At 69.0% G+C, this 22,481-nt stretch carries 20 protein-coding genes and 2 pseudogenes; 13 read left to right on the top strand and 9 right to left on the bottom strand.

Annotated elements, in window-relative coordinates; genetic code table 11:
- Positions 1 to 135 precede the first annotated feature (135 nt).
- The 4 genes and pseudogenes from ACFTZC_RS39120 to ACFTZC_RS39105 form a co-directional block, all read right to left on the bottom strand.
- A pseudogene (locus ACFTZC_RS39120) lies at positions 136 to 1,431 on the bottom strand (ISAzo13 family transposase); the annotation flags it as partial.
- Between the two features lie 31 nt (positions 1,432 to 1,462).
- Positions 1,463 to 1,993, bottom strand: coding sequence for a transposase (locus ACFTZC_RS39115; RefSeq protein WP_382898508.1), 531 nt, complete (start codon positions 1,991 to 1,993; stop codon positions 1,463 to 1,465).
- 131 nt (positions 1,994 to 2,124) lie between these two features.
- The gene (gene ltrA, locus ACFTZC_RS39110) at positions 2,125 to 3,594 is read right to left on the bottom strand and encodes a group II intron reverse transcriptase/maturase (protein ID WP_382898507.1); all 1,470 of its coding nucleotides are present in this window, start codon (positions 3,592 to 3,594) and stop codon (positions 2,125 to 2,127) included.
- Between the two features lie 502 nt (positions 3,595 to 4,096).
- On the bottom strand, positions 4,097 to 4,681 hold the full coding sequence (locus ACFTZC_RS39105; RefSeq protein ID WP_382898521.1) for a winged helix-turn-helix domain-containing protein: 585 nt from the start codon (positions 4,679 to 4,681) through the stop codon (positions 4,097 to 4,099).
- A 111-nt stretch (positions 4,682 to 4,792) separates the two neighbouring features.
- Here ACFTZC_RS39105 and ACFTZC_RS39100 point away from each other — a divergent pair, with 111 nt between their 5' ends.
- A complete protein-coding gene (locus ACFTZC_RS39100; protein ID WP_382898506.1) occupies positions 4,793 to 6,397 on the top strand; it encodes an ISL3 family transposase in 1,605 nt (534 codons plus the stop codon).
- A 132-nt stretch (positions 6,398 to 6,529) separates the two neighbouring features.
- Here ACFTZC_RS39100 and ACFTZC_RS39095 read toward each other — a convergent pair whose 3' ends face one another.
- Both ACFTZC_RS39095 and ACFTZC_RS39090 read right to left on the bottom strand, forming a co-directional pair.
- Positions 6,530 to 6,730, bottom strand: a complete 201-nt coding sequence (locus tag ACFTZC_RS39095) for an iron-containing alcohol dehydrogenase (protein WP_382898520.1) — start codon at positions 6,728 to 6,730, stop codon at positions 6,530 to 6,532.
- A 23-nt stretch (positions 6,731 to 6,753) separates the two neighbouring features.
- Positions 6,754 to 6,951: pseudogene (locus ACFTZC_RS39090) on the bottom strand (iron-containing alcohol dehydrogenase); the annotation flags it as partial.
- Between the two features lie 71 nt (positions 6,952 to 7,022).
- Between ACFTZC_RS39090 and ACFTZC_RS39085 the strand changes: the two are divergent.
- The 4 genes from ACFTZC_RS39085 to ACFTZC_RS39070 all read left to right on the top strand — a co-directional run bounded on the left by ACFTZC_RS39085 (position 7,023) and on the right by ACFTZC_RS39070 (position 11,406).
- A complete protein-coding gene (locus ACFTZC_RS39085; RefSeq protein WP_382898504.1) occupies positions 7,023 to 7,346 on the top strand; it encodes a hypothetical protein in 324 nt (107 codons plus the stop codon).
- A gap of 126 nt (positions 7,347 to 7,472) precedes the next feature.
- Entirely contained in the window at positions 7,473 to 8,174 is a 702-nt protein-coding gene (locus ACFTZC_RS39080) for a hypothetical protein (protein WP_382898502.1), read from the top strand.
- Positions 8,175 to 9,019: 845 nt separating this feature from the next.
- Positions 9,020 to 9,460: a hypothetical protein gene (locus tag ACFTZC_RS39075; protein ID WP_382898501.1), complete on the top strand. Its 441-nt coding sequence runs from the start codon at positions 9,020 to 9,022 to the stop codon at positions 9,458 to 9,460.
- A gap of 65 nt (positions 9,461 to 9,525) precedes the next feature.
- Complete coding sequence (locus tag ACFTZC_RS39070) at positions 9,526 to 11,406, top strand: ATP-binding cassette domain-containing protein (RefSeq protein ID WP_382898518.1); 1,881 nt, start codon at positions 9,526 to 9,528, stop codon at positions 11,404 to 11,406.
- Between the two features lie 610 nt (positions 11,407 to 12,016).
- Here the strand turns inward: ACFTZC_RS39070 and ACFTZC_RS39065 are convergent.
- Positions 12,017 to 13,294, bottom strand: coding sequence for a cytochrome P450 (locus ACFTZC_RS39065; protein WP_382898499.1), 1,278 nt, complete (start codon positions 13,292 to 13,294; stop codon positions 12,017 to 12,019).
- Positions 13,295 to 13,590: 296 nt separating this feature from the next.
- Positions 13,591 to 14,256, bottom strand: coding sequence for a ScbR family autoregulator-binding transcription factor (locus ACFTZC_RS39060; protein ID WP_382898498.1), 666 nt, complete (start codon positions 14,254 to 14,256; stop codon positions 13,591 to 13,593).
- Between the two features lie 489 nt (positions 14,257 to 14,745).
- On the opposite strand from ACFTZC_RS39060, the gene ACFTZC_RS39055 reads away from it, so the two are divergent.
- The 6 genes from ACFTZC_RS39055 to ACFTZC_RS39030 all read left to right on the top strand — a co-directional run bounded on the left by ACFTZC_RS39055 (position 14,746) and on the right by ACFTZC_RS39030 (position 19,806).
- Positions 14,746 to 15,348: a hypothetical protein gene (locus ACFTZC_RS39055; RefSeq protein ID WP_382898496.1), complete on the top strand. Its 603-nt coding sequence runs from the start codon at positions 14,746 to 14,748 to the stop codon at positions 15,346 to 15,348.
- Positions 15,349 to 15,593: 245 nt separating this feature from the next.
- On the top strand, positions 15,594 to 16,520 hold the full coding sequence (locus ACFTZC_RS39050) for a helix-turn-helix domain-containing protein (RefSeq protein WP_382898494.1): 927 nt from the start codon (positions 15,594 to 15,596) through the stop codon (positions 16,518 to 16,520).
- Positions 16,521 to 16,522: 2 nt separating this feature from the next.
- The gene (locus ACFTZC_RS39045; protein ID WP_382898492.1) at positions 16,523 to 17,239 is read left to right on the top strand and encodes a hypothetical protein; all 717 of its coding nucleotides are present in this window, start codon (positions 16,523 to 16,525) and stop codon (positions 17,237 to 17,239) included.
- A gap of 157 nt (positions 17,240 to 17,396) precedes the next feature.
- Complete coding sequence (locus tag ACFTZC_RS39040) at positions 17,397 to 18,050, top strand: WhiB family transcriptional regulator (RefSeq protein WP_382898491.1); 654 nt, start codon at positions 17,397 to 17,399, stop codon at positions 18,048 to 18,050.
- Positions 18,047 to 19,615, top strand: a complete 1,569-nt coding sequence (locus ACFTZC_RS39035) for a hypothetical protein (protein WP_382898489.1) — start codon at positions 18,047 to 18,049, stop codon at positions 19,613 to 19,615. The genes ACFTZC_RS39040 and ACFTZC_RS39035 overlap by 4 nt, the downstream gene beginning before the upstream one ends.
- A complete protein-coding gene (locus tag ACFTZC_RS39030; RefSeq protein ID WP_382898488.1) occupies positions 19,612 to 19,806 on the top strand; it encodes a hypothetical protein in 195 nt (64 codons plus the stop codon). The genes ACFTZC_RS39035 and ACFTZC_RS39030 overlap by 4 nt, the downstream gene beginning before the upstream one ends.
- Before the next feature lie 72 nt (positions 19,807 to 19,878).
- On the opposite strand, the gene ACFTZC_RS39025 is transcribed toward ACFTZC_RS39030, so the two are convergent.
- Positions 19,879 to 20,118, bottom strand: coding sequence for a hypothetical protein (locus ACFTZC_RS39025; RefSeq protein ID WP_382898487.1), 240 nt, complete (start codon positions 20,116 to 20,118; stop codon positions 19,879 to 19,881).
- Positions 20,119 to 20,126: 8 nt separating this feature from the next.
- Between ACFTZC_RS39025 and ACFTZC_RS39020 the strand changes: the two genes are divergently transcribed.
- Together ACFTZC_RS39020 and ACFTZC_RS39015 are read left to right on the top strand one after the other, a co-directional pair.
- Entirely contained in the window at positions 20,127 to 20,753 is a 627-nt protein-coding gene (locus tag ACFTZC_RS39020) for a plasmid mobilization protein (protein ID WP_382898485.1), read from the top strand.
- Positions 20,750 to 22,477 (top strand): relaxase/mobilization nuclease domain-containing protein, encoded by a 1,728-nt coding sequence (locus tag ACFTZC_RS39015; RefSeq protein WP_382898483.1) that lies wholly within the window; start codon positions 20,750 to 20,752, stop codon positions 22,475 to 22,477. Before ACFTZC_RS39020 ends, ACFTZC_RS39015 begins: the two co-directional genes overlap by 4 nt.
- Positions 22,478 to 22,481: the final 4 nt, after the last annotated feature.

The following is a 22,481-nucleotide window of genomic DNA, read 5'->3' as shown; positions in this document are numbered from 1 at the left end:
AGGATCGAACGAAGGCCGTTCTCGCGTCAGGCACTCAGCCGAAAGCGCCAGCAAGTTCGAGGCCATGTTCGACCACAGGCGATAAACGCCAAGCTAAGGGCATGCAGATCATTAACTCGTCTTCTTGATCTTGGTTTAGGTGGGCTCTGGAGCGAGGAAGGTTGTGATGTCGGCTGGCGTGCGGAAGCGGGCGGTGGAGGCATCGATGCGGTGGCCGTGTGCTTCCAGGAGTGGACGGACTTCCTGACTCGCTCGGCAGATGGTCACGGCGGTGACCCCGAAGAGTTGGCCCAGGAGGTTCATGGTGGCGATTTTGCGCAGGTGGAGCACGGTGGCCAGGATCCGCTCGGCTGGGGTGAGCTTGGCTTTGGCTCCTGTACCGGGGGCGACCAGACGCTCATGGCCACGACGTGTGCGGAGCACTTTCTCGCGTTGAATCTCCAGCGCGGGCGTCAGCGTGTCGATGAGTCGGCTGAGTTGTTGGCGGGTCATACCGGTCAGTTCAGGGTCCTGCAGTGAACGCTGTGTGAGGCGATCCAGCCTGTTCGCCAGGGTCTGGTCTGACGTGCTACTGGTCTCCGTCGTGTCCGTCGGATGCTGAGGATGGAGAGTGTAGTTCCAGTCGCCGTGGAAGCGGTGCCGGGTGATCGGCAGGGCGGCGATCTCGTCGTCGCTGACCTGGATGCCGGTGGGGTAGGAGTTTGTGTCGAGTTCGGCGTGCACGGTCAGGCCGGTTTTGGTGGTGGTCGCGGCGATGCTCTGAACGATGACTTCGTGGCTGGTCAGGGGCCTTCCCCGCCAGTTCATCGTGATGTGGGAGAAGAGCCGGTGCTCGATCCGGTTCCACTTCGATGTTCCGGGAGGCAGGTGGCAGACGGTGATCGCCAGTCCGGCATCGGCGGCGAACCGGGCGAGTTCGGTCTTCCAGGTGCGGGTGCGATACCCGTTGGAGCCGCCGGCATCGGCGGTGATCAGCAGTCGGCCGGCCGTCGGATAGGCAGTCCGCCCGGCTCCGTTCCACCAGCGGCGGATGGATTCGACGGCGAACGCGGCGGTGTCGTGGTCCGTGCCCACGTTGACCCAGCCGGTGTTCGCGGTGACATCGTAGATGCCGTAGGGCACCGCCCTGCCCAGCTCGCGGTCGGGGAAGTCGTGGGTATCGACCCGCACCGGCTCGCCTGCCGGCTCCCATTCACGGCCGCTGTTCTTGAAGGGGCCGACCAGTTCCTTCTTCTTCGTGTCCACACTGATCACTGGGGACCCACTGTCCTGGTGATTGCGGGCCTGCTCGTTGAGGTGGTGGAACTGTGCGTCCCGGTCGGGGTGCTGCTTGCCTTCGAGCGTTTTGGCGTTGCTCTGCAGGCTGAAGCCCTCCTCGCGCAGGAGGTCGCCCACCGTGTCGGCGGAAATCCTGTGGCCTTGCCGGGTTACTGAGGTTGAACTTGTGATGTCGCTGGGTTGCTCAGGTGGGTCTGATGGTCAGGCCGGTCTCGGCGAGGCAGCCGTCTATGAGGTGACTGCGGTACTGGATGTGCCGTAAGCCGCGTCTGATGGTCTGGACGAGGTGTTCAGGGGTGCTGAAGGCGACGTTGGAGAGCCAGCTGCGTCGCAGGAGGGACCAGATCCCTTCGACGGGGTTGAGGTCGGGTGCGTAGGGCGGCAGGTAGTAGATGGTCAGCCAGTCCCGGGATGCGGCGAACTCCCGCAGGCCGGCGGCTTTGTGGACGTTGAGGTTGTCCCAGATGAGCACGATGGGGCCGTCGAGCTGCTGGTGGGCGGCGATCAGCAGGTCCCGGTAGTCGCGCCAGGAGAAACTCTTACGCCCGTCACGCCGGCCGTCGTCCCGGCGCGGCCGGTAGATCAGCCTCGACCGGTGGCCGGGTTTGTAGCAGGTCAGCGCTGCGATGGAGATCCGTCTGCGGGAACGGCCGCGGACCCGCACCACCGGAGTCCGGCCGCGCTGTGACCAGGTCTTCGCCTGCGGCGGCGTCATGGAGAAGCCGGCTTCGTCGCTGAGTAGGCCCGAGGCGCGGTGCCGAGATTACTCCCGGCCCGTTTCCCCAGACCTCTCGCCGAACCCGCCGTGCCTATTACTAGGCAACGGGCTCTCCACGGTCTCTGCCGTCAGGTTGTTGCAGTGACCCAGGGATTGGGAATCGTGTTGCCGCGGTAGCGATACCGGGTGACCGGGATCGCGCTGATCTTCCGCAACTCGATCTCGCCCGCACTGATCGGCCGCCACCGCCCGGTGGGGGTGGTGAGCCGTCTGCGGACGTCCGTCCAGTTCCAGTGATGCCGCTCTTGCAGCAGCCGGATGACTCGCCACCAGACAAGGTTGTCCAGGTTGCTGAAGTTGCGCTTCGCGACGGCATGCCTGAAGTAGTTGGCCCATCCGTGTGTGACCTGGTTGAGGTTCACCAGGACCACGGCCAGGTCCTGCTGCGATGTCCTGTGGGTGAGCGTACGGATCTTCGCCTTCACCGACCGGATGGGCCGGTCGGCGATGAAGGTGTAGACGTACCACTTGTCCGTTCCGCGCTTGCGGCGCCACTGGATGTGGAACCCCAGGAAGTCGAACCCCTCGCTCAGGTGCACCAGTTGGGTCTTGGCTTCCGAGAGCCGCAACCCCATCGGTGCGAGGACCTGGGCGATCTCTTCGCGCAGTGCCTCGGTGTCCTGCCTGGTCCCTTTGACCAGGACGACGAAGTCGTCCGCGTAGCGGACCAGCCGCCACGAAGGCAGACCCTTGGCACCCCGTCGTTCACGCCGACCGCTAGTGGACAACTCTCCGTCTGGTTCCCATGCCCGGTGCAGGTGCTCATCGAGCGCCGACAGGGCGATGTTCGCCAGGAGCGGGGAGATGATGCCCCCTTGCGGTGTGCCGGTGAGTGTCTCCTGGTGTTCCCCGAGCTCCGTGAGGAGACCGGACTTCAGGAATGCCTTCACCAGTGCCAGTACCCGTTTGTCCTTGATCCTCATCCGGACACGGCCCATCAGCGCGACGTGGTCGATCTCGTCGAAGCACGCCGCGATGTCCGCGTCCAGCACCCACCGATATCCATGGGTGCCATAGAAGTGGATCTCAGCAATCGCGTCCTGAGCCCGCCGCTTGGGCCGGAACCCGTAGGAGACCGGCTTGAAGTCGGCCTCGAAGATCGGCTTCAGCACCAGCTTCAGCGCGGCCTGGACGACCCGGTCGGCGATCACGGGAATCCCCAACCGCCGAACCTTCCCCGACCCACCCGGTTTGGGAATCTTGCGCTCCCGCACCGGTAACGGCCGGAACGAGCCCTGCCTGAGCTGGGCCCGTAGGTCGCCCAGGAAACCTGGGACCCCGAATCGCTCCTCGACATCGGCGGCCGTCAGGCCATCCACGCCGGGAGAACGGGCTCCCCGGTTGCCGGCGACCCGGTCGAACGCCACGATCAGCGTCGCCGGGTCGTGCACGAGGTTGAACAGATCATCGAACCGGCGGCCGGGATCGGCCACCGCCCAACGGTGAAGCTTGGCCTGCATCTCCGATACCCGCTGGCGTGGACCCACCGGGCCCGCCTCCAGCAGAGCACCGCTGTTCAGTGGCGCGTCTTTCGGCATTGCAGTCTCCTTCCCTTCTCGATACCGCTGCCGCCCTTCCCCATGTGCGCGGGCTCTCCCCGGCTCGGAGTACTACGGCGGCTCCGCCCCACCCGGACCGTTCAGCGGTCGATGCGCCTATCCCCAGCCGGGCACTGGCCGTGCACGACAGGGGAGTTGAGAACGGGTGGTTCCCGTGTTCACTGCGATTCGCTCGTTGGAGTAGGAGCCCGACTGTGTCCCTGCGGCATCGCCACGGGTACGCCGCAGACCTTCCTCGTGGCCTCCCGAGCGGCTTCGAAATACCGGTCAGGGAGTTCCCCGCCGCCCTCGGGCAGCGAGTGCGCACCGCTTCCGGCCCAGATCCACCAGGTTTCGAGCCGGTGTAGTCGTTAAGAGACGTAAAGACGCCGGTTCCTCGCGTACTCCTCTCCATCCCGCTTGCCGAACCCGCACCATCTGGCAGTACTGGCACGTCCCGGCTTTGTCAGGGCCGCTCCCGCCCTCCCCGGCACCACCCGGATCAGGCTGCCCTCAGCTCCACCTCCCTGCTACGACAGGTCAGCGGTGAAGGTCTCTCACCTCCACACGAATCACAGCGCCTCACGGCGCAACTCGAAGACGAGCCAGGCTCCACGAGCCGCCGCGAGTCTTCCGCGCAGGGCCACACCTCCTTGACCCACCCGGCCACCGCCTCGTCGTCCCGCTCGATGGCTCGTCGGGCCGGGACCTGGCAGGACCAGCCATTACGGACCAGGAGTTTGCGTACGCCCTGGACCGTGTAGGTCAGGTGGAAGCGCCGGCCGATCACCGTCTTCACACGGCTCAAGGTCCAGCGCTGGTCCTCCCAGCCGTGCGCGGCCGGCCCCTTGGCGAGCTCCGCCTCCAGCTGGGCGAACTGCTTCTCGCTCAGCCTCGGCAGCGACGCCGGGCCCTGTGACCGCAGAGCCCGCGGACCGCCCTCGTCCCACATCTGCCGCCATCGCTGCACTGAACGAACGCTGACCCGTAGGTCCTTGGCGATCACCGAACTCGCCTCGCCCCGAGCGAACCCCTCAGCCGCCTTGAGCCGTAACTCCTCGCGAAACTGCTGCCTTTCGGCGGTCAGCCCGCCCTGTCGGCGTACACGTGAACTGGGCCCTGGCAAGATTTTCGTGAAGCGGGAGTGTGCCTCGGTGCGCCGGTGACGCTCCGTCACGGGTAGCGGGATCGTCTGCGAGTGAGCGATGACCTCGTACGGATTATGTCCCCGCACCTGGATGTGGTGCGGGTGGAGCGGGTGTGGTCGACGGACGGCGTGGTCCGTATCGCGGCTCGGACACGCGAGTTGACGATGGCGTGTCCGGACTGCGGACACGGATCAGCGCGGGCGCACAGCCGGTACTCCCGCACGCTGGCCGACGTTGCTGCCGGTGGACGCGCGGTGCTGATCACCCTGGGGGTGCGGCGCTTGTTCTGCGACAGTCCGAGCTGTGGCCGACGGACGTTTGCCGAGCAGGTAGAGGGGCTGACGGTGCGGTATCAGCGTCGCAGTACGCTTCTGCAGCATCTGGTGGAGATGGCCGGAGTGCTGCTCGCCGGCCGTGGCGGATCTCGGCTCCTGCACATCCTGAAGGCGCCGCTGTCGCGGACGAGTGTGCTGCTGCAGCTGATGCGCATGCGGCTGCCGTCGATCGCGACACCGCGAGTGCTGGGTGTGGATGACTTCGCGTTGTACGCGAATGTCTACGGCACGCTGCTGGTGGATGCCGACACGCGGTTGCCGATCGAGCTGTGGGCCGGGCGCGATGCCGAGCAACTGGCCGCCTGGCTGCGTACGCATCCGGGCGTCGAGGTGGTGTGCCGGGACGGTTCGCTGGTCTACCGGCAGGGCATCACCGACGGTGCCCCGGAAGCGGTGCAGGTCAGCGACCGTTTTCACCTCTGGCAGGGACTGTCGAAACGGGTCTCGGACATCGCTGCCGCCCACCGCGCCTGTCTGTCCGCCGCAGTACCTGAATCCGATTCCGAACCTGCCGCGCCACCGCCGGCAGAACTGTCCGAGACGGTTGATTCTCCCGCTCGCCGCCACGCCAAGCGGCTGTTCGAGGCGGTGCACTCTGTCTCCGATTCCGGCCGCTCGCTCAGCGCGATCGCCCGCGAGCTCGGCCTGAACCGACGCACCGTGGCCAAGTACGCGCGCGCTACCTCCTGGCAGGACTGCGTACGCCGCGCTCCGCCCCGCCGGTCCACGAGCCTCGACCCATATTTGGAGTACTTGCGTCAACGCTGGGAGGAAGGCGAGCACACCGCGACAGTGCTGCACCAGGAGATCGTCGCCAAGGGCTACGCAGGCCACTACCAGAGAGTCAAAATGGCCATCGCACCTCTTCGTCGCGGTCTGCCGATCAGCACACCGCGCGAGCGGCCACCCTCACCCCGCCAGGTCGCCCGTTGGATCACCACGACGCCGTCTCGGCGCGGCCTGGACGCCACCGAGGCACTTCGGCGGTTGCTTGAGCACTGCCCGGAGCTGGACCGAACCCACGACCTGGTACGACAGTTCGCGTCGATGCTCGATGCCCGCGACGCCGCCCCACTGCCGGACTGGCTTGACCACCTCGCCGCCTCCCACCTCCCGGCGCTGGACGGCCTTGCCAAGGCAATTCGCGAGGACCGGCAGGCAGTCGTTCAGGGGATCACCACCCCGTTCAACTCCGGCGTCAATGAAGGCCGGATCACGGATCTGAAGCTTCAGAAGAGGATCATGGCCGGCCGTGCCGGAGTTCCGCTCCTGCGTCACCGCGTCATCCTCATGGCCGGACTCCGACGCAACCACCCGTGACGGAGCGTCACCGGCGCACCGAGGCACACTCCCGCTTCACGAAAATCTTGCCAGGGCCAGACAAGGTCGTACGCCGACACGCCCCCTTGTGGATACCGCATGCCCCGGTGATACCGCACGAGCGACGAGCCGTCAGCCCCTACGACTCCACAAGTTCAACCTCAGTAGTGCCGGGTCGATGATGGCGGTCTTCGGGTAGAGGTCGTCGCCGCGGATTCCGGCTTTCACGCGCCGCACGGTGTCGGTGATGATCGCGCCTTTGGTGACTTCGGCTCCGCTGCCTGCCGTGATGGGGACGGCGATGACGGGCAGGCAGCTGGAGCGCGGGGGCAGGGTGGTGCCGATGAGTGGTCTGACAGGCCGTGGGCGATGCTGACCGCTACTGCCTTCGCCGCGTCGAGGGCCCTGCCGCCGCCGATGCCGACGATGACGTCCGCGCCGGCCGCGCGGGCTGTTTCGGCGGCCGTGTCGACGTCGGTGGACTGCGGGCTGGGCGGGATGCCGTCGATGACATGCGTGGTGACCTGGGCGTACGTCGTCAGACTGGGGCGCATCGTCCCCTTCCGAGGCCCGGCAGTGACAAGGTGGCCCCGGTCGGCGGCATGAGGAGGACAAGGAGTTATTGATGAACAGGCCGAAGGGATCGGGCGACGATGCGTGGGAAGAGTGCGTTCACCGTGCCACGGCCGCGATGGCCGTTGGGCGCCATGCCGTGAACGAGAACTGTTGGGACGATGTCGCGATCCGCGACATCATCGCCGTGGTCCTTTACAGTCTGCATCTGCGCGAGGAGAAGCCCGTCGCCACAGTCGAGTGGAAGTCAGTGCTGTGGCATCTGCGGGACGACGGCCGCGTCAGCACCCTGGTCCGCGACGTGCTGCCCGGCGCCAACTGTAACCTCGGCCAGGGGGGTGAGAACGACGATCCGGTGATGCAGCGATGGCGCTAGCTGACCCGGACCTGGGAGCCGGACGCGCCTGTCAGACCACGCAATCGGCAATCGGCCCCGTACGAACTGGCTTACTGGGGGCCAGACGCAGACCGTCTCACGGCGCCCGAGCCCCGGTGGGACGGTATGAGCCGTGGCATCGGCGCCGCGCTGCCCGATCCGGCGGTCGAGGTCTGCACATCCTGGGCCGCCGATGTCATCCAGACGGTGTTCATCGCCCGGCACGGCGGCTACGCCACATCGCAGAGGGTCCGTGTCACCTACGGCCCCTTCAAAGGGCAGCGCGGGTACGTGCAGCAGTGGGGCTGGGCCTTCGACGACGATACGCAGACCGTGGACGCCGTCGGCTACGTTGTCGACCTCGACGACAGCGAAGGCACCGAGGACATCGACGCCCACCAACTCCGGCGCGCCTTCGACCGCCGCTGGCCGCTGCGGCAGCGCGGATCCCTCAAGGACCGCCCGCCTGCCGCCATGAGCGAGCCGCTCCCTCCGCACCCCTCCTGCGCCGAGGACCTGGAAACGGTCTTGGCGCGGGCGTGCAACCCGCAGGACGTGCCCGATGATCTGCGGCAGACGATCGCCGCGGCCGTCGGCCATTACCACCTCAGCATCGGCCGCGGAGCCTGGCCGGAGCCGAACCGCGTGTCCTGGCGGGTCGTCCAGCACTGGTATCAGCTCACCGAGCATTACATCGAAGGCCAGATCGCCGAGGTGTGGGAGGTTGAGTTCAAGCAGCATCTCCGCGACCCAGACCCGGTCGTCTACCTGGCGCTCAGCGAGCCGGAGGCACACGCCGTGATCGCTCAGCGCGCAAAGCGCCTGTAACCGGGCACCCCGTCGACCACTGCCGAGAGTGACCCGCGCAAAAATGCGGGTGATGTGACAATTGAGCCTCCCGGTCCGCGCCCAGGCTCACCGCGCCCGGGCCAGAACCGCTGGCTGCGAGTGCCTGCGCGGGGCGCCTCGGGCGTTGCCGTCCGCGCCGTGGCTGCCGCGTGATCCCACGTCCTGCACTGTCGGCGTAGGCACCGGCCGCCCCGTGAACATCGGCCGACGGCAGGGCTTCGGCGCCCGGACGGACGGGTCGGCGTCCAACCAGATGCCCCGGTGGAGCGGAGAATTGGTCTCGCTTCACCGGCTCAAGCAGTAGCGCAGCCGTGTCCGGGGGTGAGCAGATTCAGACATTCGTGGCTGCGTCCCGGGGTAAGCCGGGTCCCCTGCCCCCTTTCCGGCAGAGGGCCGTTGCGAGAGCCGTACGTCGACATGATCCGCTCTCCCGGCACCCCCTGAAATGGATCACGTTCCGGTGCCGGATCTCGGGCCCGGGTGCCGCTGCCACCGTGCTTCTCGGCCCCTTCCGGTGAGCCACCGCCGACTGGTCGGCGCGCCTTGCGCCGCTTGTCCGGATCCCGCTCCTGCGCCAGCTCGTTGTCAGTCCCTCACGCGAGGGTTCGGTCTCGCACCCGATTTCAGCGCTCCGCCCCGGGTGCTCCGACCGCTTCCCGTCCCGAGGAGACATCCGTGTATCCCGTGCCTGTGCTCGCCGCTGTTCGCCCTGTGTTCGAGAATTCCCCCGCCCGGGCTGTTGAGGCGACCGTGCTTCGACGCCCCATGGGCGCCCGTCGTGCCCCGTTCGCATCCGCATCACGGCCGGCATCGAGGTGGGGTGCATGACCGAGTCGACCGCTGTTCCGGCGTCCCCGTCCGCCTGGTTCCCCGGAGGACTCGGCAGCCGCCTCGCCGTCTCGGACATCCCACACCCATGGGAGCACGCGCTGGTGCGGGAGCCCGTCCACCCCGACAGGCGGGCGCTTGGGCACTCGGCTCCAGCGCTCGTGGCGGGACTCGCGTCGAGCCCCGAACGCTTGGCGCTCCTGCTGGCCGCGGCGCCCGGACAGCCGATCCGGGAGATGACGCCGCCGCCCGCTCACGCGTACGAGGCGTACCGGCAGCAGGGCGGCGTGTTCCTGGCCCGGTTGCACGTGTGGACGTGCCCGGCCGCGTTCGACGCGGTGAACTGCCTAGTGCGGGGTCCGGCCGACGGCGATCCCCAGGTGACCGCGCGCGGTCAGCTCTCCCTGGACGGGCGCATGGCGGGGGTGCTCGCATGACGCGTCCCTCCAGCCCTGGGAGGAAGGCCGGTTGGGTGACGGAGCCGGGGAACGACGGAGGGGAGATGGTGTCCGTCCCGGCGGCACGGTCTGCGGTTCCGCTGCCGTCCGCGCCGCCTGAGATCGACTACAACGGCCGCAAGCACCGGCATGCCATGGACGACGCGACGTTGTGGGACATGGCCCGCCGGATCCCGACAGCGCTCAGGCAAACCGCCCGGATGGCCTGGTCCGTCGACCGGCGCATGGTGATCACGATCGTCGTCTGCCAGCTTCTGTCCGGTCTCGGGACGGCCGTGATGCTCACCGCCGTCTCCAGGGCCCTGCCACAGCTGATGGTCGAGGACCCGCGCGAAGGGCTGGCCCAGGCGTGGCCGGCACTGACCGTCGCGGTCGTGGCGATGGGCACGGGTTCGGTCATGTGGATCCTCGCGGACTGGGCGGCCCGGCGCCTGAACCCGAAAATCGCCTCCGCCGCCGATCTCGCGCTCGTCGACCTCCATATGCGGGCGGAACTCGCGGCCTACGACGCCGAAGGCTTCACCGACAGGAGCCAGGCGGCGGAGATCGGCGCACTGCGCGCCGTCGACCTGGCCAACGACGCCAAGACGCTCACCAACGGATTCATCCAGCTCGCATCGGCAGCGACCGTCCTCACCTCGCTCCACCCGCTCCTGCTCGGCGTGCTGCTGCTGTCCGTCGTCCCCCGCGGCCTGGGCGGAGTGATCGCCGCACGCGTCGACTACCGCATCCACGACCGTACGATCTCCGCGCGCAACGTGCGCGGCATGATGCGCTGGTGGCTGACCACGGCGGACCTCGCCGACGAACTGCGGGCCAACACCATGCGCGGATACCTGCACTTCTGGTACCGGAGCATGTGTGACAGTGTCGAAGGCCGCGAACTCCAAGGCGCGCGCCCCTACCTGCTGATCACCCTGCTCGCCGCGTCGCTCGGCGGTCTGTTCACGCTCGGCATGTGGGCGTCGCTGGCCGCGCTCGTCCTCACCGGCGCCATGGCGACGACGATCGCCGGGAGCGCCATCATCGCCTCTCAGACCGCCGGACGGGCGCTCAACTCCATCATCCGCTACGGCACGGTGATGTTCCACCACGGCCTCTACCTCTCCGACTATCACGAGTTCATCGGCGAGGTCCGCTCCATGACAACGGCCCGCGGCACCACACAGGCCACGGCCCCGCGGCAGATCCGCCTGAAGGGTGCCTCCTACGTCTACCCGAACAAGGACTCCGCCGCCGTGCAACCGATCACGCTCACCCTCAACCGGGGCGAAGTCGTCGCACTCGTCGGGGAGAACGGCGCCGGCAAGTCGACCCTGATCCGCATGCTCACCGGACTGACCGTGCCCACCGACGGCCAAGTCCTGTGGGACGAGACCGATCTCGCCGACGCCGACGCGGAATCGGTCTGGCGCCACGTCGGCCTCGTCCCGCAAAAGAACGGCCACTGGCCGCTGGCAGCACGGGAGAACATCACCCTGGGCCAGCCCCACGAGCACGGCGACCAGCAGATCTGGGACGCAGCCGACCGCGTCGGCATGACCACCGCGCTGCGCGAACTCCCCGACCAGCTCGACACGCTCCTCGCGCGCTCGGTCTGGGGCGGCCACGAACTGTCCGGCGGCCAGTGGCAGCGCCTGGCATGCGCCCGGGCGATGTACCGAGAACCGGCCGTACTCGTCCTGGACGAGCCCACCAGCGAGATGGACGCCCGCGGGGAACACCAGATCTTCCGCAAACTGCGGACCACCGCACCCGACCGGATCACCGTGGTGGTCACGCACCGGCTCGACAACGTACGCATGGCCGACCGGGTCATCGTCCTCGAAGAAGGCTGCATCCGGGAGCAGGGCACCTTCGACGACCTCGTAGCCACCGAAGGAAGCCTCCTGGGCGAGCTCTACGCCCTCGCCCAGGACCGCTGACCGACAACACGCACGGCATACACAAACCGGCCTAATACATGATCAAAACGGTCTGAAACCGTCCGTGTCGATCGCCTGGGCACTCCGAGAGAGCATGTAGCCCATGCTCCGTACCGTCGAGAACGTGACCGTACGGAGCACGGGCGGCGCCCGTCACACGCTGACGGATCCCACGATGCCGACCCGGCACCAGGACGCGCCGGCACGCGAAATGCCCGTACAGCCACTGCGAAGGGCGCACTGCGCGAAGCCAGACCCGGGAGCAGGGGTCCGGTCCACGGTCCGGGGAGCGCCTTGCCTGCGGGGAGTCGCCCGTCGGCAGTGGTGGAGGCAGCCCGCCATGCCACGCAGAGGTCCTGGCCACACGGGCACATCGAGAGCACCGCGTACGTGCGCCGCTCGGGCCGGGGAGCTGCCTTGGGGGCGAACCCGGCTCCGGGACGGGACACGGAAGCCGCGGTTCGCGCCCGAAGGCGTGCCGACCGCCGGAGCGGCGCTGGCGTTTTCTTTTGGAGGACGGCCCCTGGTAGCTGGCCTGCACCTGGGTGAGGTGGAGCCACGCCTGAACTGGCCGGTAACCGCTGGTCGTCGATGTGTCTGCCGGCGCCGCTCATCGGGGGGAGCGGGATGCCTGCCCAGCCGGTCCGGTGCCGAGGATTGAGGGTAGGGACCGGTGGGCGTTCCAGAGGTAGGACTCTTGTGGGTGCAGGACACCGGGCTCGGCGAGGGCCAGTTCGGGATAGCTTTCGAACAGGACACGGAGGGTGACGCGGGCGACTGTCCGGGCGAGGTCGGCGCCCAGGAACCGGGAGTGACCGTATCCGAGGGACAGGTGCTGGCTGCGGGTCGGCCGGGTGATGTCGAAGTTCGACGCGAGTCGGTGGATGTCGGGATCGCGGCCTATCGCCGCGAGGTTGGCGGTGATCAGTTCGCCGCGAAGGAAGTGTTCGCCGGTGGGTTCGTCGGTGATGTGGTCGACGACGTATCCGACTGCCGTGTACACCACGGGCGGCTGGTGGCGCAGGGTCTCTTCGACTACGTCGTTCCAGGTTGCGGTGTGGTCGCGGACCAGGCGGAGCTGGTCCGGGTGCCGGAGGAGGTTGACGATGCCGTGGTCGAGGATGTTCGCGGTGATCTTGCTCGCGTCGAGCAGCTGCTTCATGGCGCTCAGCAGTTCCGGCTGCGAGAGACGAGTGCCCGTTTCGACGTCATGAGCTTCGATAAGTTGTGTTGTCAGGTCTTTGCCGGGTTGGGCGCGTTTCACCTCGATCAGGTCACCGAGCAACTGATGAACGGTCCGGCGGTTCAGAGCGGCCCTCCCTGAGCCGGTTCCGTGAGGCTGTCCGGTGGTGAGACCGTGGAAGAGGTCGCGCATGCCGGCCGTCACGCCGAGCAGCATGCCGGTCACCAAGCATGGAAGCCGCACGGCGAACCGGGCACGGAGGTCGACCGTCTCTCGTGGGTGCGGTGCGATGTCGGCGAGGAGGTTGTGCGCGAGGCGCTCGATGTCCGGAATGAACGGTGCGAGGCGTTCGGCGCTGAGGCCGGACGCGGCCAGGCGGTGCAGCCGCCGGCACTCGTCCTCGCGGTGGGCGGAAACGGATCCGATGGCGCGGCCGTGGCTCTGCGGGTTCCATACGCCGGGGCTTTCGCCGCCGAGTCCCCCGGAGCGGAGGGCGTCCGCGTGTCCGGCGACCAGAGGGTTACCGAAGAGGCGCGTGGCCAGCGCGTGGTCGGTTACCGCCCAGGCCCGCTCGCCGTAGGGCAGTTGGACCGGCGCGGCGGCGCCCAGACCGAGGAGCATCTCGGCCTGTTCATGGTGATCGGCCTCCAGCGGGTGGATGGGGTGCAGGTGGCTGAACAGGGTGAGGGAGCTCTGCTTTTCCATGGCCTCTCCGTGGTTTGTGCCGTTGTCGCTCGGGATGGACTCACCGGGCGGGTCCTGTCGGGATGTCCTCTGTTGTCGCTCGCACAAGCGGAGTTACGTAAAGTGATCATGTCGCCTTTCTTGGTTTCATATCGTTACGGAGACCCCCGGCGGGGGGATTCCCCAGTCCTGGAATACCCATCTCGACGACGGATCAAGCGAATCTATTAAACAGCCCGAACGGGCTGTTTAATCAGCTTCACGGCGACACTCGGATAGCTCCCCGGACGGGCACGTTTCAAGCCGTCAGGATCATTTCAGATCAACGGAGTTGTCAGCTTCAGGCGGGTGAGCCGGTCGGGTGCGATATCGAGACCGAGGAGCATTCCGGGCGCTGCTATACCGGGCAGGGTCACCTTCCAGAGCTCGGAGAGCCGCACCGGGAGGCTCGTGCGGTCGTCGGTCGCCTTGGACATGAGCTGGATTCCCACGAAGCTGCCGATCAGCGTCTTGGCCACCTCCGAAGGGGTCGCACTGGGTAGCATTTGCCCGGATTTATGAGCCTGCGTCAACACCTGCTCCACATGCTGTGCCCACTGGTGGAACGTAGGGGCCGCGTTGATCTCCTGCGGCAGTCCGCCGTCGGTCGAGAGTCGGACGCTTCCCCTGATCAGCGAGTTGTTCAGCATGAGATCCACGAAGTGGAACCCGGTATCGATGAGCTCCTGGATCTTGGACTCCTGGGGCGGGACGGTGGCCATCGGCACCTGCTCGGTCAGCAGCGCGATGGCCAGATCCGCCTTGGAGTCGAAATGGTGGTACAGGCGGCCCTTTGTGCTTCCTGTCCGCTCATAGATGGTCTTGAGTGTTGTCGCGGCATAGCCGTGCTCGGCGAAGACCTCGCCCGCGGCGGCCAGGAGGAGAGCCCGGGTGCGGATCGAGCGCTCCTGCTTCGCCCTGGTCCGGGGGAGAACTACGTCCATGAACTTCCTTTTTCGATAGCACTGTTGGCGTTGAGGGATATTCCTCGCCAGTGGCGCACTCGCGAGGAATGATGACAGTATTGCAATACCGCCTGGCGTGGCCGTACTCTTGGCGCCGCCGACGGTCCGTCGGCACTCGTTTCTGATTCGGTGAAATGGAGTCAGGTCGAGTCAATGGATGGAGAGATGGCCCCGTGTCTTTGTCGCAGCGTTGGGCGCGATACGGAATAGGGGCATGCCGATTCGCTGCGGGGAATCTCACATGTTGGACACGGTCTTGTCGTCAGGAGGCAGGGCCGTGCCGCAGGACCGGACACGTCGGTGTCCGGGGCAGCACACGCGTTTTCAGCACCGCCGGCAGGAGCGTCGGCGTGACCGGGAGGCAGAAGTCGGGTGGGGGTGCTCCAGATGTTCCGGGGCGGCAGGGCGAGGGAATCGGGGCTGGGCGTCCGCTCGGTCCGCAGGGAGGCCCGCCGCATCGTCGGGGAGATGCCCATCCCCCGTCCGTTCGACCTCGACGTGCTGATCGCCGGGATCGGGGAGGTACGGGGGCGGACGATCAGGCTCGTGCCCATCCCCGACCGACTGCTGGGGAGCACCTCACTTCACCTGCACAGCACCACCCGCTTCCACCGCGAGAAGATCATCTTCCGTGACTCGGACATCTGTGGTGCGACGATGCCGACGGGATCCCCCACGAAGAACTCGGCCGCGCGGCCCGGGACTTCGCCACGGAACTGGTCCGTCAGCTCATCGGACGGGAACCAGGCCGCCGGCCGCCGGCGCTACGGAACCCGCAAGGAAGCCCGCGCGGAGACCATCGCGGACCTCATGCACAGCCTCGCCGTCATCGGCCTGACCGCACTGCTCCGGTACGCCGCGGCCGTCGACCGGCACGCCCTCCTGGCCGGCACCGGATGCGCATCCTGCGTGGATCCGGCCCGCGTCGCGCCTGGCCGGACGACTTCTACAGACTTTAAGAACCAAGTCTGGATCTTGACGCGGGTCAGTGCGTATGTTCGTCGTCCCCGGGCGGCCCGCCCGGCAGGTACGACCATGAGGAGCAGCATGCGCGCGCGACGGACCGTGTAGGTCCGGATACAGCGGCGGCGTCCGGGAGCGGTAACTCCCGGACGCCGGACGCCCAATCAACACGAAACCGTCCCGGCAAGGGCGGTATCGCCACCATCACCACGCTGATCCCTTAGCTAGAGGCATGTCAGCGTGGCAATCAAAGGGGATTGTTACATGCGCCCAGCCCTGCGCAAAAGGCCCGTCCTGTCCCGAGCGGCAGCCGCACCACTCACCAGCTCCCGCCTGCCTTCGGGGAGTGGCCGATGAGCAGCGATGCCCGTGAGTGGGTGTGGGAGCACAGCTCCAGCAGGGGAAACGCCCGCCTGGTCCTGCTGTCGATCGCCGACCGGGTGGCAGATGAGCAGTGCATCTCCTGGGCCTCGCTGTCCAGCCTGGCCAAGCGCACCCGCGCGTCCCTCTCCACGGTGCGCGAGGCCATCGAGCGCCTGGTCGACTCCGACGAGCTGGAACAGCTCGACGACCTCACGGGGCCTCAGGGCAGCACGGTCTACCGTCTGCCCCTGGCCGCCGTAGCCGTGGCAGCAGCCGCCCGGGACCAGGATGCGGACGCCGACAGCACGGACGGCACGGACGACACGGACGAGTCGGTGGACGAGCCCGAATCCCCTCCCGCTGTGCGGATCTCGGCTCTGCGGCGGTACGGGATCCGGCTCCGTGCAGTGCCGGAATCCCCCGAGGGGTACCGGAAACCGGCAGTACCGGAATCCGGCAGGTCCCGGCGGAAACCGGCACCCCGGGGTACCGGAAACCGGCACAGGGGTGTACCGAAAACCGGCACCCAGAACCGTAGTGAACCGGATAAGAACCGTAGGTACAGCAGTGGTGGTGCCGCCGTCACCCCGGCTGCCGAGTGGGAAGTCGACCCCGACACCCACACCTGGACCCGCCAGCAAGGACACCTCGACCGCCTCGGCGAGGAGGGCTTGGCCCTGGCCGACGCGAAGTGGCGCGCCCACCGCGCCGGTCACCCGCCCCGGTCGGCCGGTGTGTGGGCTGCGGACTGGCGGTCCTGGATCGCCCGGGAGCACGCCCCCAGCCGCCCCAGGCTCCGCGCCCTTCCCGGCGGCGCCGGTGGCGGCCCGGCTCCGGCGGGCGGGATGACCCGCGCCGATGCCCACATGGCCGCCCTTCTCGCCGCTCTCGACGAGCCGACCGGAACGGAGGGCTGACCGTGGACCGCCGCGAAATCGCCGCCCTGCTCGCCTACATCGGCCGGCTCGACCCCCGCACCATCCGCACCGAGAAGGGCGAGGCCAGCGACCAGATCGCCCAGTGGCACGTACTGCTCGCGGACGTGCCCCCGGCCACGCCCTACGGCTGGGACGCCCGGATCGCCGCCCACCAACACATCCGCACCTCGCCCTACCCGATCCTGCCCGCGGACATCGCCCGTCCCTGGGACAGCTACCGGCGCGAGCGCCTGGCGCGGCATACCGACCCCACCCCCCTCGCCGATCCGAACGACCAGATTGCCTATACCGCCGAGTTGATCGGCACCCGGCGTGCCGTCGCCACCGGCAGCGTCCAGCCCCGGGAGGACCGGGCGATCACCAGCGGTCGCGGCCGAATCGACCCGGAGCTGAAGGCGCGGCTGAAGGAGGTCGGCTCCTGCATCCCGCCAGCCGCCCGCGCCGCCCTCAGGCCCTTCAGGCCCGCCCGCGCGGCTCGCGAGGCGGCCGTGGCCCAGGGACGGCCCGACGCCCTCGCGGTGATGTGCGAGTGGTGCCAGGCACCGGTCGGTATGCCGTGCCGTAACCGCCGAATCGGCCCCAAGGACGGAACGCGCCGAACCACCCCGCGCGCCACCCCGCACTCCGGCCGCCTCGACCTCGCCACCACCCAGCAGGCCCAGGAGCCCCAGCGGCTGCAGCAGCCCACACCGGCCTGAACGGCCCCATGCCTGCGCCGGTGCACCCCGTCAAGGTGCACCGGCCCCCAACATCCCGCTGCGGCCCCGCGCGCCCCGCGCCGTGCCGCGGCCGGTACCGAACGCCGCGTCCGCCTCCCCGGCCCCAGGCGGAGACGCGGCATGACATCGGAGACCCATGCGCCACATCACCACCCACGCCACACCGGCCACCGGCCTGCGCGGCATCGCCGACACCAGCTGGCAGCCCCGAGGCGCCTGCCACGGCATGGACGTCGAGGACGCCGAAGCCGTGTTCTTCCCCCAGCCCCGGGACCACGAGGCCATCGCCGAAGCCAAGGAGCTCTGCGGCTGGTGCCCGGTGCGCCGCGAGTGCCTCAACTTCGCCCTGGAGAACGTCCTCAAGGAAGGCATCTGGGGCGGGCTGACCGAGGCCGAGCGGCGCCCCTGGCACGACGGACTGCCCCAGCGCCGCGACTACCGGCGCGTAGCCGCCTTCTTCAACGGACGCGACGTCCAGCTCACCGAGTCCGAACGCCAGCTCGCCATCGACCTCGCCTACCTGCGCGGATGGCGTCCCGTCCGGCTCGCCGTAGCCCTGCAGATCAGTGTCAAGCACGCCCGCGACCTCCTCCACCAGGTCGCCAACAAGGTCTTCGACCGAGACCGCAACCTCGGCATGCCACCCAACCCGCACAAGAAGAAGGGCAAGGGCAAGCAGTCCGCCCCGGCCCACAGACGGCCCGCAACCGCGCGACCCACAACCACGCCGCCGGCACCCCGCCCAGGGCCGTCGGCCTGCGCGGACGCCCTTGCCGGAAGGGCCGTATGACGTCCCTCGGCGCTGTCCCGGACCTGTCCGTCCTCCTCGCCGCCGGAATCCCCGCCACCGCCCTGGCCCTGGCCCTCGCGGGGTGGGCATTCCGCCGCCGGAACACGACCCCGCAGAAACGTCTCCGCAGTCCGGCGGTGAAGGTCGCCACGCTCGCCGCGCTCGGCTGCACCGCCTACAGCGCCGACACGAGCTGGCGCTTCGCCGCCGACTACCTCGACATGGCCGGCACCGCCGAACGCGCCGCCATGTTCGCCGCCGCCGAACTCGCCCTGTTCGCGACCGCGCTGATGGCCCGCCAGAACCTCGCCACCCTGGGTGCGCCAGGGCTGCCCGGGACGCTGGTCTGGGTCATCACCGGTGTGCAGATAATCCCCGCGTACGCCGAGAGCGGCCCCGTCGGCGGCACGGTCCGCGCCTTCGTCGGACCGGTCATGGCCGCGATGCTGTGGCACCTCGCCATGGGGATCGAGCTGCGTCTGCACACCCCTGGCGCAGCTTCCCACGGCCTGATCGCCACCCTGGGACGGGAAGCACGTGAGCGGCTGCTCTCCCGCCTCGGCATCGCCGCCCGGGACCGCGACGCCGCCCAGATCACCCGCGACCGCGCGACCGCCCGTGCCGTCGCCCTCGCCGCACGGCTCGCCGAACGCACCCCCGAACAGCGAACCAACTGGCGCGGCCGACGCCTCACCCAGCGGCTGTCGAAAGCAATCGGCCGCGCCTCGGTCGGAACCGACCCCCTCCAGCGGACGGAGCTGCTCGACCAGCTCGCCGCCCGCCGCCACGCCCTCGACCTCGCCACGGTCCCCCTCCCCTCCCCCTGGTCCCCACACCACGACAACGACAGGCCCGCCTCGGTCCCCGCGGTCAGGGGACCGGGGACCGCGGTCCCCATCAACGGTCCCCAGACCGGCGCCGAACCGGCCGCCGAACCGGTCCCGGGGGCCGCGAGGGGACCCGTCCCCGGTCCCCAGGACCGCAGCGCGGGGACCGGGGACCGCAGCGCGGGGACCGGGGACCGCAGCGCGGGGACCGGGGACCGCAGCGCGGGGACCGGGGACCGCAGCGCGGGGACCGATAAGGCCCTCGACAGCGGCACGGGGACCACCGCGTCTGCGGGCGAGGTCGCTGCTCACACGGGTGACTCGAACCGGGGACCGAGGAGCGCCGAGTCGGGGACCGACCCCAACGGGGACCGGGGACCGACCACCACCAACACGGGGACCGACCCCAACGGGGACCGGGGACCGACGGTCTCTCCGCAGGGGCGCAGGGTCGCGAAGGCCGGGGGCACGGGCAAGCGGCGTGGCGGTCGCAGCCCGCAGAGGACGCGTCCGGGGCGTGAGCCGGAGCAGTCCGTGGAGCAGCTCGTCCGTCGGATCAGCCCTCATGTCCCCGCGTTGCTCGTGCGGGATGGCAACGAGTCGGTCACCCGTGCCCAGTTGCGGGAGATCCTGCGGCGCGAGGGCCTGCCCGGTGGCCGCAACGACCGGCTCGGCCTCGTCCTGCGGCATGTGCGGGACGAAATGACCAGCAAGACGACAAGGAGCACCACTCGATGAAGACCTGCCGTCGTTTCACCCTGCTTCACCGGCAGTTCGAGCAGGAGATCAGGTTTCTGACCGAGCACTCGGCACGGCATGCCGGCCGTCGCGTCGCGAAGTCCAATGCGACGTACGCGATCTCGGCGAAGCAGCGGATGGCCCGGGCGCTCAGTGGCCATGTCGGCCGCTGTCCCGAGTGCGGCGGATAAGCGCAAAGACACAGCACACAGGCCCTTTCCGACCGGTGGCCCGGCCTGACGCCGGGCCGTCGGCGGCCCGTTCTAGGAGGTACCGTCATCGACTCCCGTATCGCCCGCTCGTGCGGCCCGACGACCGCTGAGGCCGGCGCCTGGGCGGACGTCCTGGTCCGCCGTCGGCTTCTGCACGCCGCGGTCCTCACCCCGGGCGGCCAGTGGCTCGTCCAGCACCGCCGCGACAGCCCCGTTCTCCTCCTCGCGGGACCGGCCGGTGTGCTCGAACTGGCTGCCGCCATCCAGCAGCGTCTCCGGACCACGGGGCATGAGGCCCGATGACGAACCCGGAGGAGGTCAGCCACGCCCCGGATCGCGAGTCGACGTTCAACTCGGTCTCGGGGCGAGCAAGTTGGGGCGGAAGCATAGCTTCCGCCGATCCCGCCCCCGAGGGGGCGGGATCGGACCTGCACCGGGGGGCGCAGGTCCATCAGGCTTCGACCGGGGGCGGATCGAAGCCGGGGCAGGAGGAGAAGCAGACTGAGCCGCGCGCCCGCCGACAGCGCGCTTCCCGCGCCCGTCAGCGACCGCGTCAACCGCCCGAGAAGAAGCGTCTGCGCCAGCCCGCGACGCGATTCAACGACGATGAGTACGCCCTGATCGAGTCCGCCGCCGCCCGGTGCAATCTGTCCGTCGCCGGGTTCCTCGCCCGCTCCGCGCTCGCTGCCGCCCGTGACCTCGACCGCACCCGTGCCGAGATCGCAGACGAACGCGAAGTGATCACAGCCCTGTTCGACAGCAGGCGTCGGCTCGGCTGGGCCGGCAGCAACCTCAACCAGGCAGTCAAGGCCCTCAACTCCGGTGCCGACGCTCCTCATCTCGAAGCGGCCGTCGCCGCCGTACGGCGTGCCGCCGACACCGCGCACGAAGCCTCCACACGGCTGATCGAGCACCACGGCTCGTGATCCCCAGCGTCAACCCGTCCGGGTCGGACACCCGAGGGCTCCTCTACTACCTCTACGAGACCGGCAAATACGAGGACCACACCGACCCCCACCTCGTGGCCTCCTTCGACGGAATGTCCCCGGACCCCGGCCGCGACCCGAACGCCTCCCTCACCGACCTCCAGCAGCTCCTGGACCAGCCGGTGATGGCCCTGGCCAAGCACCGCCGTCCGGCCAAGCACGTGTGGCACACCTCCGTCCGCGCCGATCCGGGAGACCGGATCCTGTCCGACGAGGAGTGGGCCGGCATCGCCCGGCGCATCGTCGCCGCCACCGGCATCGACCCCGGCGACGGAGAGTCTGGCTGCCGCTGGGCCGCCGTACGCCACGCGGACGACCACATCCACATCGTCGCCACCCTCGTCACCGAGGACGGGCACCGTCCCGACGACTTCCGCTCCGGCACCCGCGCCCAGGCCGAGGCCCGGCTCATCGAGAAGGAACTCGGCCTCCACCAGGTCACCCCCGGCGACGGCACCGCCGCCCAGCGGCCCACCAGCGCCGAACACCACAAAGCCAAACGCCAGGGCCGCGAGCGCACCGCGCGCGAGGAACTGCGCGAGACGGTACGGCGGGCAGTGGCAGGCGCGACCGGCGAAGAGGAGTTCTTCGCCCGGCTCACCGCCGCCGGCCTCCTGATCCGTCAGCGCACCGCCCCTTCCGGGGACCTGCTGGGATACAAGGTCGCCCTGCCCGACGACCGGAACAAAGACGGCGAGCCGGTGTTCTACCCCGGAGCGCGCCTCGCCCCCGACCTCTCCCTGCCCCGCATCCGCGAGCGCTGGTCCGGCGACGCCCAGGACCAGGACACCCCGGCCCTCCCGCCGGATCGCACAGTCCGTACCGGCCCAGGCGCCCCGGCCGCCGCCCGGCGAACAACAGCGACGGCAGCGTGGCGGGCCGTGCTCGTCATCGAGCACAGCGACGACTCGGCCGCAGCCGCCTCCATCGCGTCGGCCGGCGAGGTCCTGGACGCGCTCGCGAAAACCTCCGCCGCCCACACCTGGCGCGAACTACACGACGCCGCCCGCGCCTACGAGCGCGCCTCCCGCTCCCACGTCCGCGCCGAACGCGGCCACGACCGGGCACTGCGGCAGGCCGCCCGCGACCTCGTCCACGCCGGCCCCGCCCTCGGCCGGGGCGAGGACGGAGCCACCACGGCGATGGCGATCGACATGCTGTTCTTCCTCATCACCGCCACCATGCACTGGCACGCCAAGAAGGGCCACGCCCAACAGGCCGCCGCCGCCCGCCAGACCGCCGAGCACCTGCGTGCCGCCTACCAGACCGCCTCCACCCAGCCCCTCACCGCGCTCTACCAACGCGGCCGACACCTCACCCGGCCCCAGCTCCAGCAACAGACGACAGTCCTGCGCCAGACGCTGCCGAAACTGGCCGAGAGAATCATCGCCGAGCCCGGCTGGTACGCCCTGGCCGCGACCATCACCGACGCCGAATCCTCCGGCCATGACCCCGCCATGCTTCTGTCCAATGCCGCCCGGCGCCGCGAACTCACCACCGCCGACTCGATCAGCGACGTACTGGTATGGCGGATACGGCAGATAGCCGACCTGCCCGCCGACACCCCGGACAAAGACACGCTCATGACTCACAGAACAAGACCCCAGCCACCCGCACCCGGCCGACACCATGGCGCGGAGAACCCAGCGAGCAAGACCCGGTGATCCC

It is taken from the genome of Streptomyces sp. NPDC056987 (assembly GCF_042673865.1).
Taxonomy (GTDB): Bacteria; Actinomycetota; Actinomycetes; order Streptomycetales; family Streptomycetaceae; genus Streptomyces.
Note: the sequence above shows the minus strand (reverse complement) of the source record. Positions and strands in the feature narration are given on the sequence as shown.